The following is a 15255-nucleotide window of genomic DNA, read 5'->3' on the forward strand; positions in this document are numbered from 1 at the left end:
TGGGTTGATTTCTAAATGGTTCAATTAAACAATCACTCAATAATATTCTATCTAACACTTGGAAATTTAAGTCATAAATAGGAAGTTTTGAAGCTGGAGAAAAATAAATATCTACTTGTCTAACTTCCCCAGTTACTTCTCAACTAATTTCGACTTTACCAAAAGGTGAAAGTAATTCTTTGAGGTATTGCTTAGAAAATTGATCGTGGGGTTGTCTTGTCATTCTTTCTGTTCCATAAAAGTTTTAATTGAATTAGCAATATACTTGTCTAAGATTGTCTGACCAATCATATTATAATGGCAGCAATCATCTCGGTAAACTATTTCTTTTTCCTTATCAAAAATCTTCACAGCATTAAATATATTAACATTGGCTTTTTCTAAGCTATTAATTTGAGAAAGTAACACTGGATAACCTTTTCTAACTCCTATGGCATAAGGATGATTTTCAATAATAAATATTTTTTCTTCTGGGCTAAATACTCTTGCTGTCTGATAATATTGATTAGGCTGAATAAAATGCAAATACAATATATTTCTTTCGGCTAAAATTTGACTCATTATTAATGATGATTCATACCAGTTTTCAGCAATTTTCTCAAAAGCAACTTCATCTTCTAATACTTCTGACATTTTCTTCAAAGATATGAGACTATTGCTACTATCAATTTTGCTAGAATTTCTGGCGACTTGTTTATCGTATTTAATAATTTCTTCTTGATAGCTATCTAATAATCCTTTAACCTGCAAACTTCTCCAACTATGACATAATACTAATTTACAATTTTCCAATTTATTAATAGCAATTGATAAATGATTTTTCAGTTCGCTAATTTTGACTATTGCCTTCATTACAGACATATCATTATTAGCTAACTGTGTTAAAGGTAGGATATGTTGTGCGCTCGGCAAAGATAATTCTACTTTTTGCTGATTATTTTGGTAAGATAGTGCCACTTCATTGAACCCATCAATATTAATAACTAAATCAAATTCTTGCCCAATAGAAAGAAAATAGTTAAGCATTAACAACTGCTGTGGTTGTTTATAACCCCCATTAGCAAAACATAAAATGATAATTTCTTGATCTTTTAATTGGGGAATTTCTTTTAAATATTGAATAAACCCTGACTCCTCCCGAACTTCATTTAAAATCGTATGTAAAGCAAAATTATTAGCAACTGAACCACCAAATACACCTATAACAAACTGATTTTTATTGCTTTTAATAAAAGGATAATCATATTTAGATACAAAGCCATAATTATTAATCCTTATTCCTGCAATTTCGTCGGTAAAAATTCCTGGTTTTACTACATAGCCGAAAAAAGGATGTAGTCGCTCCACTATTGATTCATTATTTAAGTTTTCATCCAGTCTAGTACCTGTTTTTTCCAATTCTTCTCTAACTTGAGAAATAGTATTTTTTCTAGTATAAAATAGTTCTTTTTTCTGAGAAAAATAAAATCCCAGTGAAACAGCCTCTAAACCAACAAGTGCTAAAACTAAGTTAATACTAACTAAACTTAATCCTGTTTTTATTCCTTCAATTAATTTCAAATTTTTCATAGCATTACCAAATTTTGGTGGTGGTACATAGTAATGGTATAAGAAGTGTAGAAAATTTAGGAAACGTGAAAAGTATCGAGGAAATTTTTACTCCATTTTTTGGATAAATGGTACACTTTTGTTAATATTTTATACTGACAGAACTTATACAAAGAAACCCGATTTCTTTGTTCGTCTATGTAGGGTTTGCTGATTAAATCTAAAAGTCTTTACAGATAAAACTTTTAGCATTTTTAGGTATGAAAAAATTACCTGCTTTTAGGTCTCTCCTATCATATAGAATCCGGTTAAAAGTGTATATGTTCATAATTTTCTCTACACTTCAATCTCCCCATTTCCCTATCTCCCCATCTCCCACAACTATATAACGAGTATTCAACCAGATTTTATATCAAGCACGGTTCCGGAAAAATCATTCATTCTAGGATTTTAGGTAGACCAAGGGTAGAAAAATCAAGGAAAAATTATTCCTCCTACTGTCTCTCTCTGTCTTCCCACCCTCCCCACACTCTGCTTTTTTCAGAAAGTCATGTAAAATCACCTCATCACTCCATCACGAGTCCTGTAAACATAAAAAAATTATAGGGACTTTCCGCAGAAAATCCCTATAATTTTTAGATCGAAGGTTGACAGCCTTAAATTTTGTTTCTCCCGTCCTAAACTAAACCATCTGTAGACGAAGGAAGTGCCCAAAAACCAATAAACTCATCTCGATAGTTGAGTGTGTCCAGCACTAACTCTCTATTACTTGGATCGGAGGTATAAAAGTGAGTAATATTCAGAGGATTTGCTTGTTCAGCATCCAAGTTGGTCAGTCGGTAAACAGGTATTGCCTCAGCAGGTGCATCTGCTGGTCTAGTTTCCGTTGTACCCACTGGTTTATAAGCATTAAACGCTACCCCTGTATTGACGAACTGTGGAAGAGAGAGGTCTATACCAGTCTGAAATGATAAAAAGATACTACCTGTAGCAGTATTAATGTAGCGAAAAACTGGATCGCCCTCATTGACCGGAACATCAAACTCATTACCTTCCCCCTGATAAAGGTTAGGTTGACCTGTTAAATCATCTATTTCAGTTTGATTAGATGTGAATATATGTGATTGTGATGTAAAGTTCCAGAAGCGCAATACATCTTGAGATTCACCACTAAAATTAATACCTCCAGGATTACCACTAAATTGTCCGACGGTCAATGTATACTCTGTAGAAGATTCTTGTCCATCAGGAATACTCACGCTATTATCAACAGGTGTGACTCTGAGCAAATAATTCCCTGTCGTAAGATTTTCAGTGATTAACCCGTTATTGGTTACTTCTGCTGGTACCGAGTTTACCAAATTTAAGGTGGCGTCATATAACTCTAGTTGAGCATTGTCCTGGATGGCATCTAGTATAACTGTAATCTGACTATCACTAGGGACTTCAAAGTTATACCAATCATCGGCGTCACTACTACCAACAAAACCATTAACTAATGGATTATTAAACGCATTACCAATAGAAACCGCAGTATCAGAAAAGTCGTTATTGGGATCTTCTGAGTTAACTTCTAACAAGTAAAATCCAGTAGTGCCATTAACACTTCCGACTGTAGCTGTATAGTTTATATTTGATACTATCGGATTGTAAATAATTTGTTCAGCTTCCCCGACGCCACCAGAATCACCAAAAAGTGGTAAATCTGAGGCATTTCCATCTAATATTAATTCAGTGTCAAGAGTAATTTCTCCATTTGGACTAGGACTAATTGGAAATACTGTCACAGTTAAAGGTTGATTAAAGTCAATTTCTGATGATGGTATTAATATTTGTTCTGCTCCATTAGGGGCTAAGATATCGCCAACTTGTCTAAAACCACTCATTAGTTTATACCTTTTAATTTTCTAAGTTAAAATATCAAGTAAAGCTTGAGATATATTTTCAGGAAATTAGGTTTTGGAGCAGCATATAGCTGTTCTTAATTTAAAACCTTGTTAATAGACTCTACTTGATTAATATTAGAACCAGCATACCAAGTTTATAGCTAACTTAACTAATTTAGCTAATTTCATTAACTTCGCTAATTAGGGTTTGCTGAATAAATCTAAAAGCTTTTTCTTTTAGAGGTAAAAGTTTGAGAATTTTTAGGGTGTAAAAAAGTGCCCTTGTTCCAGCCGAAAATATTCAAAATTTTAGCACTTTTTGCTTAGTATGGCAGAAAAATTAAGGAACAATTATTCCTCCAAATTTCTCTATCTTCTGACACTTCCCACTCTCCCACATTCTCGTTTTTCAGGAAATTCTAATTAGGGTTTGCACATGGAAAGTCTGATGGTTAAAGTAGGGAGGGAGTAGTAGGGACGTTGCACAGTCCGCACAGAGTGAGGAGGAATAGGAGTTATAGAGGAATTAGTTGGAATAATTGTCTCTTAATTTTTCTGTTCTAGTTAGTATCAGAAGGCTAACTTTTTTAACCTTTCTGACCTAAAAGCTGGTACTTTTTTTAGACAAACAAGTTCCTAAAAGCTTTATCTGTCAATACTTTTATACTTTTTCAGCCAGCCCTAATTAGGGTTTGCGCATGAAAAGTCTTTTTGTCAAGGTAGGGACGTTGCAGGAACACCCCTAAAGAATTAAGATTAATAAGGAGTTGTTGTATAGGAGGTACACGGTTCCCGATAAATCGGAAAAATTATCCCTTGCCCAACTCTTGCACAAATACCAAATTTTTGAGGTTTATAAGCCAAAAATCTGGTACTTTTTTTGATATAAAAAGGCTACAATATTTATCTGTGAATCGCAAGCATTCAGCTATTAGCACCTCAGCTATCAGCAATAAAAAACTCAGTTTTAAGCAAGATATTTAAACGAATCAAGAAAGTGAAAACTGAATTTTGTAGTCAGAAAAATTTCTGATTTATCACCGAGTCGTATCATAAATCTTTTTTCTCAAAATCAAATCAATAGCTGAGTCCTGAATGCTGAGTGCTGAATGCTTACTGTGAATCTTTTTAGATTTAATCAGTAAACTCTAATTATTTCAAACGAGTATAAGCAATATAGGGTTTTCCAGAGTAATAAGATACATCTATTTTTTATTTTTATCATATTTTCTGTTTTCAGTTAAGTTTTCCCTCTATTAATTCAGGAATTTATTTGGCACGACTACTTAACTTATTAAAGTTTACAACTCACAAACCCAACCATAAGATTCAGTAACTTTATCAGTTTTAATATCTTCTAATTTTTGCAAAACTTGAGAAGCATATTTACGTTCAGAAACAGGGGGTAAAATCATATCTTTACCTTGATAATTAATCATAGAAATATGAGCAATAGTAGCAGCAGTTCCCATACCAAATGCTTCCGAAAGATTCCCCTCTTCATAAGCTTTTGCTACTTCATCAATAGAAATTAATCTTTCCTCAACTCTAACATTCATATCTCTAAATAAAGTTAATACACTATCTCTAGTAATTCCGGGCAAAATAGTTCCTGTTAACTGAGGAGTAACAACCACATTATTAATAACAAAAGCCACATTCATTGTGCCACATTCTTCAATATATTTTTTCTCTTTCCCATCCAACCATAAAACATTATCATAACCCTGTTCTTTAGCTTCTTTATCTGCCAATAAACTACCACCATAATTACCAGCACATTTAGCTGCACCAGTTCCTCCTTCAGCAGCTCGAATATATTTATCAGTTACAATTAATTTTACTGGTTCAGAATAATAAGCACCTACCGGACAAGTAATAATAATAAATTTATAACTCTTTGCTGGTTTTAGACCAACCGATTCATCAGTGGCAAAATAAACAGGTCGAATATACAATACACTACCAGATTGAGTAGGAATCCAATCAGCATCCAGCTTAATTAATTCTTTTAAACCATCAATAAAAATTTCTTCAGGAATGGATGGCATACATAATCGAAAAGCTGATTCATTAATCCGTTTATAATTAGCTTGCGGGCGAAATAATAAAGGATTTCCTGTCGCACTTCTATAAGCTTTTAAACCTTCAAAAACTGCCTGACCATAATGCAGTGCAGATATAGAAGGAGCCATAGAAATATTGCCATAAGGAACAATTTTTACCTCTTGCCAAGTACCATCTAAGTATGTAGCAACTAACATATGGTCGCTAAATACTTTACCAAAAGGACTATTATTAATATCTTGTTCTTTAATTCGAGAGTGGCTAGTTTTTTCTATAGATATTTGAGAATTAACTATTTGCATTATCGTCTGGCTCCAGAATAGTAACTACAGTTTTTCTAGAATACCATTAATAATTTGATAGTTACAGCAGTTAAAGGAAAAATTAGGAATTTTGGTCAACTTTATTGTCAGCATTCTACATCGTCAGCATTTAGCGGTCAGCTATTTATTTTTGTTTGAGATAAAAGCTTTATTAGTTGAGGTAAATTGAATCTTACTATCAAAACCGACTTGAAAGCTTATATTCATTAGATATCTCCAGAAAAGAGAGAAAAATTAACGCTTAACAGGGAATAATAATTGATAATTTATGGATAATAATTGATTTTACTTTTTATTTTTGAAGATGTCTATTATAAAGCTATTTTAGTTTAGATAAGATTTGCTGTTTGCGCAGCATAACCCAGGAAATACTTACACTTTATTTATGGAATATTTCCGTTTGAACTATTCCCCAAAAAATTCAGTATCTTAATCCCGATACTTTATAGCAACCGCCTTGGCAGTTAGGACATGAACTGATGATGAATCAAAGACCAGGGAAACACTTTTTCAACTGTTTCCTGTTCCCACTTAAGTGTTCCCTGCTATAGATTTGAGGTACTTATAACTGATAACTGAATGGGGATGGATTAATTTTAATTGATGATTAACTATCATCCAAATAAAATCAAATACCCATCCCCATTTTAACTGTCTAATACAAGCATTTATCCCTCAGCTATAAGCCAGCTTCCTGGGTCGTAAATCCCCAGTTCAACTATTACTTTTAGTTTTTGATAAAAGCTTTATTATACGGTTCCCGATAAATCAGCAACTTTATTTGAAGTTTTCAAGTCTATATTTGTTGAAACCTCTTCCTTAAAATTGAGTTTTTTATTGTTGATAATTGAGAGCTGACAGCTAATATCTAAATACTTATATTGATTAATCATCATGTTTGGCAATCACCCAAATAGCATGAATAATTCCAGGAATAAAACCTAGAATTGTTAGCAGAATATTAATCCAAAAAGCACCACCTAAACCAACAGTTAAGAAAACACCTAAAGGAGGTAAAAATATAGCAGCTAGAATTCGTAGTATAGTCATTTTAGTTACTCTTGTAATTGTTCAACTATCATTTTTTTCATTGTATGGCATTAGCCACAAATTTCAGGAATTATAGAATATTTGAAACTAGAGAATATTAATAATTAACTTTCTAGTTTCTTTACCAATAGATAATTGATAAGAAAAGAGTTTTTTTAAGTCTCTAATTTTCTAGAGAACTTTACTAATACTCTAATTATCCATCATTCATTATCAATTAATAAAAATCTTCCTTCCTAAATATAACTTCAACTCTTCCTAGAGCCTTTACCGAAAAACTTAGGAGGTTCGGCTATTGTATAAACTTCCGTCTCAGTGGCGATCGCCTCCCGGAGATGTTTAGGAACTTGTAAAATTCCCAATAAAGTAACCCCATCCAGCATTCTCAACCCACCAATAGTTTTTTCTGCCAAAAGTTGATCAATTTCTTCTGTATTAGGAAAACTATTAATCATTGCTCTTGAACCCAAAACAAAGCCCCAGGGTCGGCCATAAGTAGGGACATGACTGCTATAGGACTGAACATAAGGAAATACAGCCTTCATTGTATTAACAATTCGAGCATGAAGTTTCATTTCTCCTGGAGAAACCGGACCAGCTTGGACAACAAAAAATCCTCCTGGAGTAAGTACCTGTAGAATTTTTTCAAAATAATCCTTAGTAAATAATTGAAATGATGGTCCTTCCTCAATAGGATCGGAAAGGTCAGAAATAACTACATCCCAACTCTCACTAGAATTATCTAAAAATTCTAAAGCATCACCAATAACTAATTGGAGGCGAGGGTCATTAAAAGCATTCTGGTGCATTTCTGGCAAATACTCCCTACAAGCTTCTACCACTTCTCCATCAATATCAATCATGGCCACTTTTTCGACAGTTTGCCAACGTAAGACCTCTCGAATAGTTGCTCCCTCACCACCACCAAGAACCAGGACTTTACGAGGAGAACCATGATATATCATCGGAGGATGTACTAGAGGTTCATGGTATAAAAATTCATCTCCTGTACAAGATTGCCATTTACCATCAAGAACCAGTGCTTTACCGTAAATACCTGTTTCTACAATGTACATTTCTTGATAAGTAGTTTTCTTGTAAGCAAGAACTTTAGTAAGACCATGAACATAAATATCCCAAGGTGTGATATACTCACTTACCCATAAATCTGCACCAACTTCACTATCTGCCATAAGACATACTCCTAAATGAAATATTTATCTCAGATATTGAGATAGAATGTAATTTTTAGCACAAAATGGTTTTTGATTCCAAGCAAATTAGTATACAAAGCAGATTTAACGAAGTCAGAAGTTGTTTGGAAACTGAGATGTGGAGATAGGGGACGCGGGAATTAAAGGCTTTCTTGGATCAACAGAGTGAGTAGATTGAATGGTCTATTGTTCGAGCTGTGAAGCCATTTTTACTAATTTAGACCATAATAAAGATTGAAACCTTTATCTATGAATACTTTTAGATTTAATCAGCCAGTCCTAATTACACATTTTCTTGACTTTCTATTTCTCTCTCCCTCTCTCAACTAGAAAATTGATTTGGCACGACTGCTTAAGGCTGGCTGATTAAATATAGAGGCATTGAGAGATAAAGGTTTTCAGGTTTTTAGGTATCAAAAAGTGGGAAGTTTTAGGCTAGTGAGGTACGGTTCCGGAAAAATCAAAAATTGAGCATTTTTGGCTGACTATGATAGAAGAATCACTCTTACTCTTTCTCCGGCCAACTTCTCTCTCTGTAACTCCTATCTCTCTTAATTCTGTACAGACATTCCTATGTCTCTAGGACTTCCTACTCCCTACTCCCTACTTCCTATTCCCACCATCAGACTTTTTCAGCAAGTCCTAGTTAAATATTAATTGTTATAAAAATTATCATAACCAATTTAGGATTGCTATATTATTAACTAAATCACCTAAATTTTATCCATGATGATATAGAGTAATTTTACTCAATATCTCAAGAACAAAAACGATTTTTCCTAATTAAAATTATTTAAACTTATTAGTCAAATCTTATTTTTGACTTAACCAGTTATAGCTTGTCTTCAATAGTAATTCTAAATAGTTTGTAACATTTTATTTGATTTAAACATTCAGCTATTAACCGTTAGCTATTAGCAATAATATCTAAACCTCAAGGTGAAGCTTTAAATGAATTAACCTATCAAGTCAGCTTTGATAGTAAAATTAAATTTATCTCCATTCATAAAGCTTTTATCTAAAACTAAAATAAATAGCTAATAGCTGAATGCTGAATGCTGTTTCCCCAGCATTCCGTAGGAAATGCTTACCCTTTTATCATAGGAATTTCCTCTCCAAATCCCTCCCATTTTTGCTTAGATTTGGAAACCAAATTCCTACAACTTTTTTCACGAATCATTTCGGATTGCTAAAGTATAATTTATTCAATAAGTTAGTCTTCATAGCGCTATGCAAAATAATACAACTAACAACTTTCCAGATATTTCTTACCAGGAGTGGAATACAGAACTTTACGACAGCAAACATTCCTTTGTTTCTAACTTAGCATTAGATTTATTAGAATTACTTCACCCTCAAATAGGTGAAAAAATTCTTGACCTTGGTTGTGGTACAGGTCATTTGACCTATAAAATTACTACCAGAGGAGCAAAAGTTATAGGAATTGATAATGCTCCAATTATGATTGAAGAAGCTCATCGTTATTATCCAGATATTAAGTTTTTAGTAGGAGATGGAATTAATTTTGAATTGAAAGAAACATTTGATGCAGTGTTTTCTAATGCAGCCCTTCATTGGATTAAAGAACCAAAAAAGGTTATTCATAATATTTGGCGTGTACTTAAACCAGGAGGTCGTTTTGTTACAGAATTTGGTGGAAAAGGTAATATTAAAACAATTATTAATGGTATTTATGAAGCTTTAGATGCTGCTGGTTATGGTAGAAATAAACAACTTAATCCTTGGTATTTTCCCTCTGTAGGAGAATATGCTAATCTTTTAGAATCGGAGGGGTTTTTATTGACTTTTGCTAGTTTGGTAGATAGACCAACTAAACTTGAAGATGGAGAATATGGTCTGGGAAATTGGATTAGGATGTTCGCGAGTTGTTTCTTTGTAGGAATCCCAGAAAAAAAGCAAAATATTATTATTGATGATATTAAAGATAGATTGCGTCCTCATTTATATAAGAAGGGTAAATGGATAGCTGATTATAAGAGAATTAGGATTGTCGCTTATAAAATTAATGAATAATCAAGTAAGCATTCAGCTATTAGCTCTCAGCTCTCAGCAATCTTGCTTAATAAAACTTTTATCGCCTAAATAATAGCTAATCGCTGACTGCTAAATACTTACATAATAAATAATTCATATATGGATAATTGATAATTCAGCAAACCCTAATAATTAATTAATAATTATTAATTATTAATTATTAATTATTAATTATTAATTACTAATTGCTTTATAAACAGCTTTGACATTATACCAATTTAAAAATATTCGAGAAATTTCTAATGCTAACTGCGATTTTCCTCGGTCAATTAACCATTGCAAAAAAACAGCCATTGTCTTTTCATTTAATCTTCCTCCTAATGATAAAAATCCCCATAATAATCTATGTATCCATGTCATTTGAATCATCATTTTAACTTCCCAAGTCGGATGTTTTTGATAAAACAAAACTCCCATTTCCCCCCTTTGCATTTCTCTATCAATCATTCTTGGTAATTGCTCTAAAGAAAAGGGTGGATGCCAATGATAACCTACAGCTTCTGGGCATTTAATTAATTTTAAACCTAATTTTTTTAACCTAACTCCTAATTCTAAATCTTCCCAACCATACTGTTGAAAATCTAGATCAAATAATCCGGCTTCAATTAACCAATGACGAGCGATCGCTACATTTCCTGTAGCAAAAAAGGCTGCAGAAAAATCTGTTAATTTATAAGGTTCTGAAGTTGGAAAGTCAAAATTACAAGTATTAATTACTCTGCCATAAGTAAATATACGATTTGAATTTTTTCCATATTTACTTAAAGCATTTGCGTGTGCCTGAAGAAAATTATCTGTTACTACTAAGTCACTGTCTATAAATATGATAAAATTTCCTTTGGCTGCTTCAATTCCTAAATTTCTAGCTGCTGCTGGGCCTTGGTGAGATTGACAAAAAAGTTGGAGATGGGGAAATTCTTTGGCATTTGTTTTTAGCCAAGGGATGGTATTATCTGTTGAGCCATCATCGACTACTATTACTTCATATTGGGTTATGGGTTGTTCATAAATTTGACTTTCTAAGGCGCGGAGGCATTTTTCTAAAATTGGTAGGCGATTATAGGTGGGAATAATTATGCTGAAAAACATATATCTATTTCAGTTATCAGTTATCAGTTATTAGTTATTAGTACCTCTGGTTGAATGAAGTATTGGGGTTGAAACACTGAAGTTTATTTTCTCTTGGTAGATTATTGATGCTAAAATCTTGTTATATAGCTATTTTGCTTCTGAGACTCGTAAGTTATTGAGATGAAATCTGCTTTAATATCTGCATTTTCTACCTCAAAACTATAACGTTATAGGTTGAGCTAAGATTCTCAAACAAATTTAGCTAGAAATTTCTTTTCAATTTTCCAAATCAGAAAAATTTTGAGTTTCTCCTAACTATGGAATTTTGGAAATTAAGGCAAGAAAGATAATATCTCAATCTTCTACTTCCCAAACTATAACGTTATAGTTTTCCCTAAGATTCTCAATCAAACTTAGCTAGAAATTTCTTTCCAATTTTAAAAATCAGAAAAAATTTCCGAAAAATTTTGTTTTTTTCCTCTAGTTGAATTTCTTCAGATTCTTGAGTATAACAAAAATCTTTACCTAAAATGACAATAAAACGACGCATTTAATCTGATAATAAGAGATTCAGTCCTTAATTTTTCAAGAAAAACATGAGTCGTGCCAATAAAGTTGTACTAGCATATTCCGGAGGAGTAGATACCTCCGTTTGTATCCCCTACCTAAAAAATGAGTGGGGAGTAAAAGAAGTAATTACCCTAGCAGCAGATTTAGGACAAGGAGACGAACTAGAAGCAGTTCAGAAAAAAGCCTTAAATTCTGGGGCAGTCGAATCTCTGGTCATAGATGTTGTCGAACCTCTAATCAAAGAATATGCTTTTCCTGCAATTCAAGCAAATGCCCTATATGAAAATCGTTACCCTCTCTCAACAGCATTAGCTAGACCTTTAATTGCCAAAATATTAGTAGAGGCAGCAGAAAAATATGGTGCTGATGCTATTGCCCACGGTTGTACGGGAAAAGGTAACGACCAAGTAAGATTTGACGTTGCTATTGCCGGCCTAAATCCGAAAATTAAGATTCTCGCTCCAGCACGGGAGTGGGGAATGAGTCGGGAAGAAACTATCGCTTATGGTGAAAAATATGGCATTCCTGCTCCTGTGAAAAAATCTTCCCCTTACAGTATAGATAAAAATTTATTGGGGATGGCCATCGAAGCAGGTGAGTTGGAAGATCCTTGGGTGGAACCTCCAGAGGCAGTTTATGGAATGACCAAGGCGATCGCTAATACTCCCAACGAACCAGAATATGTTGAGATTGGTTTTGAGGGGGGTATTCCTGTTAGTCTCAACGGTCAAAGAATGGATGGTATTGAGTTAATAAGTAAACTTAATCAGATAGGGGGAAATCATGGTGTTGGGAGAATAGACATGATTGAAAATCGTTTAGTGGGGATTAAGTCAAGAGAAATTTATGAGTGTCCAGCGATGTGGATTTTAATTCAAGCACACCGAGACTTAGAAAGTTTGACTTTAACTGCTGATGTGACTCGTTATAAGCGGGGTATTGAGGAAACTTACAGTCAGTTAGTTTATAACGGTTTGTGGTTTAGCCCGTTGAAGGGTGCGTTGGATGCTTTTATTCAGGAGACTCAGGAAAGGGTGACTGGTGTTGTACGAGTGAAGTTGTTTAAGGGTAATATGATGGTTGTCGGTCGTAAGTCGGATAATTCTTTGTATAGTTTTGATTTAGCGACTTATGGTGCAGAGGATGAGTTTGACCATAAAGCTGCGGAAGGATTTATTTATGTTTGGGGTTTGCCGACTCGTGTTTGGTCTGAGAAAATGAGAGGTTAGTAGAACGTCGATTTTTTGAGTTTGATTATTTCTGTAGGGATGAAATTTTGTCTCTACAGAAATAGTTTTTGTGATATAGTTAATAACCGAATAATTTATAAAAAATATTACCTAATATTGCAAGGATATCGTCTGTTGATTATATTCGTTATTTGACCCGAAAGGAGAATGGATAAAAGAGAAATTACAAGGGTATCGTTTAGACGAAAAAACGAAAGTTTATGAATTAATTACAGATGGTAGAGGTGAACCTTTAAAATTAAGGTTAAAAGTAGAGGGTAAATTAATAGGATTTTATCGAGAAGATACAGGAGAAAAATTGTTAATTTCTGAAGAATTACAAGAAGCTTTAAACCGGGAGATTTTAGTAAGACAAGAAGCAGAAAAATTAGAATCTTGATTATCTCTTGATCGCGATCGCTTTGGAGAATTAGAAAATAATGAATAATAAATAATTAGGGTTGGCTGATTTATCGGGAACCGTAAAAGTCTGATGGTGAAGGTAGGGAACACTTAACTGGGAAAAGTTTAGAGTATCTGCTACGGACAAATTTTCTGATTGTAAGTAACAAAACTCTACCATTTTGAAACGACAAAAACCAAAGACTAGGTACTTTTTTAGGACTTAAAAAAGCTCAAACTTTTAGTTTTCAATGATTTTATATTTATTCAGCAAGTCCTAATTAATAATTAATAATTCAGGTTAGAAGCCTTCTCTCACTTCTCACTCTCCCCAAACTCTCCTACTCATCAAGTGACCTTGCCTGCTCAAAAATCTTTGAACTATGACTATCTCCTACAAAACGCCAATGCCAAGGTTCATAACTAATACCTTGAGGGTTATCTCTGGGGAAAGATAACTCAAAACCATAATTACCAGCATTTTTTTCTAACCATTGAAACGCCCTAGTATTTTCAAAACTAACACTGAGATTACTCTCTGGTGATATAGCATCCCCAATATCAATAGCATAACCTGTATGATGTTCGCTATAACCAGGAGGGGCACTAACTTCAGCTCTTTGAGATGTTTCTTGTCCCCGCTCTGCTTTAACCTCAAAAAATAAATACTCTTGATCTGCCACAGTTCTGAACCCCGAAATAGGAACTAACTCAATATTTGCAGACCAAGCTGCATTTGCCATAACCTTAAACTTTTTTGCTGCATTTGAATGTAGTTTAATATTTTGTTTGCCAAATACAGGAGTTAGTTCTTGCCAAGATACTTCTTTGTAGGGCAAATGTCCTAATATATTTTCTTTCTGCTGAATGGAAGGACTAAAAGATGGGGAGGGTGAAAGCGTTTCTGTAGAAGTTGGAGATGGTTCGACTACTTTTTTGCCAATATTTTGTTTCATTTGGGCAATTGAAAAATTGTCTGGAATTTTCTGAAATTGGAAGTGCAAACCAATACTAATTATCAGAGCGATCGCTCCTATCATTAGTAGTTGCCAAACCTGCCATGTTTTCTGAGATTGAAAAGGTTGATTTTTTGTACCTTCGTATTCATCTCTTACTGCTTCAGGAATGTCATCTACTGGCAATTTTTCCTCGTCTGGTCTTTTTTTTAATAAACCTAGCTTATTCAAAATTTTCACCTAAAACTCCTCAAAAGAAAGTCAAAAGTCAAAAGTCAAAAGTCAGAATTTAAGGTGGAATAGACATCTCCAACAACTAAAAATCAAATTAATTCCCTAGATCAACTAAGAGAAAATCAACTTTAGTATTTCCAGTCTTTTACTTCAGCCAGAGGTACTGATAACTGAAATGACTGTTTCTTTAATGTCCAATTGCCGAATCTGTGGTTTCTACCTCATTTAATCCATTATTGTTGTCCATAATTTTTCTTGGTCTACCTGGTTTACGCTTGTGACGTTGACTAATAGATTTATCACTGGCTACAGCTAATTCTTCTGGAGTGCATTTTAAAATATCCAGAATTTCTAGGTACTTTTGGGGAGTCATGGTTGGTTCTGTACGCCCTGTCTCCCAGTTACGCACACTGGTTTCGCTAATGCTAAGTCGCTCTGCTACCTCAGCACGGGTAAGCCCCGCACGTTCTCTCAGGGCTTCCATGTCCATACTTTTAATGTTCTCTCCGCCAATCATTTATATTATATATAAAATTTTTTTGAAAACTAATTATATAATTCAATTAAACTATCTTATTGTAAACTTCTTCAAAGAGAATTGTCTAGTTTTTTTTAAAAAAAGACTGAATTATTTTTTTAGAAAGTAGGGA

General features: G+C 33.6%; 11 protein-coding genes. 2 read left to right on the top strand and 9 right to left on the bottom strand.

What is annotated here, in order from left to right:
• Positions 1-219: 219 nt before the first annotated feature.
• The 5 genes from VKJ25_RS02355 to speE all read right to left on the bottom strand — a co-directional run bounded on the left by VKJ25_RS02355 (position 220) and on the right by speE (position 8067).
• Entirely contained in the window at positions 220-1569 is a 1350-nt protein-coding gene (locus VKJ25_RS02355) for a BAR domain-containing protein (protein ID WP_324235019.1), read from the bottom strand.
• 656 nt (positions 1570-2225) lie between these two features.
• The gene (locus VKJ25_RS02360) at positions 2226-3434 is read right to left on the bottom strand and encodes a pre-peptidase C-terminal domain-containing protein (protein WP_324235020.1); all 1209 of its coding nucleotides are present in this window, start codon (positions 3432-3434) and stop codon (positions 2226-2228) included.
• Positions 3435-4735: 1301 nt separating this feature from the next.
• Positions 4736-5803 (bottom strand): branched-chain amino acid aminotransferase, encoded by a 1068-nt coding sequence (locus VKJ25_RS02365; RefSeq protein WP_324235021.1) that lies wholly within the window; start codon positions 5801-5803, stop codon positions 4736-4738.
• Positions 5804-6709: 906 nt separating this feature from the next.
• Complete coding sequence (locus VKJ25_RS02370) at positions 6710-6874, bottom strand: YqaE/Pmp3 family membrane protein (protein WP_324235022.1); 165 nt, start codon at positions 6872-6874, stop codon at positions 6710-6712.
• Between the two features lie 248 nt (positions 6875-7122).
• Complete coding sequence (speE, locus tag VKJ25_RS02375; protein ID WP_324235023.1) at positions 7123-8067, bottom strand: polyamine aminopropyltransferase; 945 nt, start codon at positions 8065-8067, stop codon at positions 7123-7125.
• A 1251-nt stretch (positions 8068-9318) separates the two neighbouring features.
• Between speE and VKJ25_RS02380 the strand changes: the two genes are divergently transcribed.
• Positions 9319-10122: a class I SAM-dependent methyltransferase gene (locus VKJ25_RS02380; RefSeq protein ID WP_324235024.1), complete on the top strand. Its 804-nt coding sequence runs from the start codon at positions 9319-9321 to the stop codon at positions 10120-10122.
• 195 nt (positions 10123-10317) lie between these two features.
• On the opposite strand, the gene VKJ25_RS02385 is transcribed toward VKJ25_RS02380, so the two are convergent.
• Positions 10318-11232 (bottom strand): glycosyltransferase family 2 protein, encoded by a 915-nt coding sequence (locus tag VKJ25_RS02385; protein ID WP_324235025.1) that lies wholly within the window; start codon positions 11230-11232, stop codon positions 10318-10320.
• 578 nt (positions 11233-11810) lie between these two features.
• Between VKJ25_RS02385 and VKJ25_RS02390 the strand changes: the two genes are divergently transcribed.
• Positions 11811-13013, top strand: a complete 1203-nt coding sequence (locus VKJ25_RS02390; protein ID WP_324235026.1) for an argininosuccinate synthase — start codon at positions 11811-11813, stop codon at positions 13011-13013.
• Positions 13014-13307: 294 nt separating this feature from the next.
• On the opposite strand, the gene VKJ25_RS02395 is transcribed toward VKJ25_RS02390, so the two are convergent.
• From VKJ25_RS02395 to VKJ25_RS02405, 3 genes are all read right to left on the bottom strand, one after another.
• Positions 13308-13526, bottom strand: a complete 219-nt coding sequence (locus VKJ25_RS02395; RefSeq protein WP_324235027.1) for a hypothetical protein — start codon at positions 13524-13526, stop codon at positions 13308-13310.
• A gap of 230 nt (positions 13527-13756) precedes the next feature.
• Positions 13757-14611: a M15 family metallopeptidase gene (locus tag VKJ25_RS02400; RefSeq protein WP_324235028.1), complete on the bottom strand. Its 855-nt coding sequence runs from the start codon at positions 14609-14611 to the stop codon at positions 13757-13759.
• 181 nt (positions 14612-14792) lie between these two features.
• Positions 14793-15122, bottom strand: a complete 330-nt coding sequence (locus tag VKJ25_RS02405) for a helix-turn-helix domain-containing protein (protein ID WP_324235029.1) — start codon at positions 15120-15122, stop codon at positions 14793-14795.
• Positions 15123-15255: the final 133 nt, after the last annotated feature.

Source organism: Okeania sp., from assembly GCF_035285525.1.
Classification (GTDB): domain Bacteria; phylum Cyanobacteriota; class Cyanobacteriia; order Cyanobacteriales; family Microcoleaceae; genus Trichodesmium.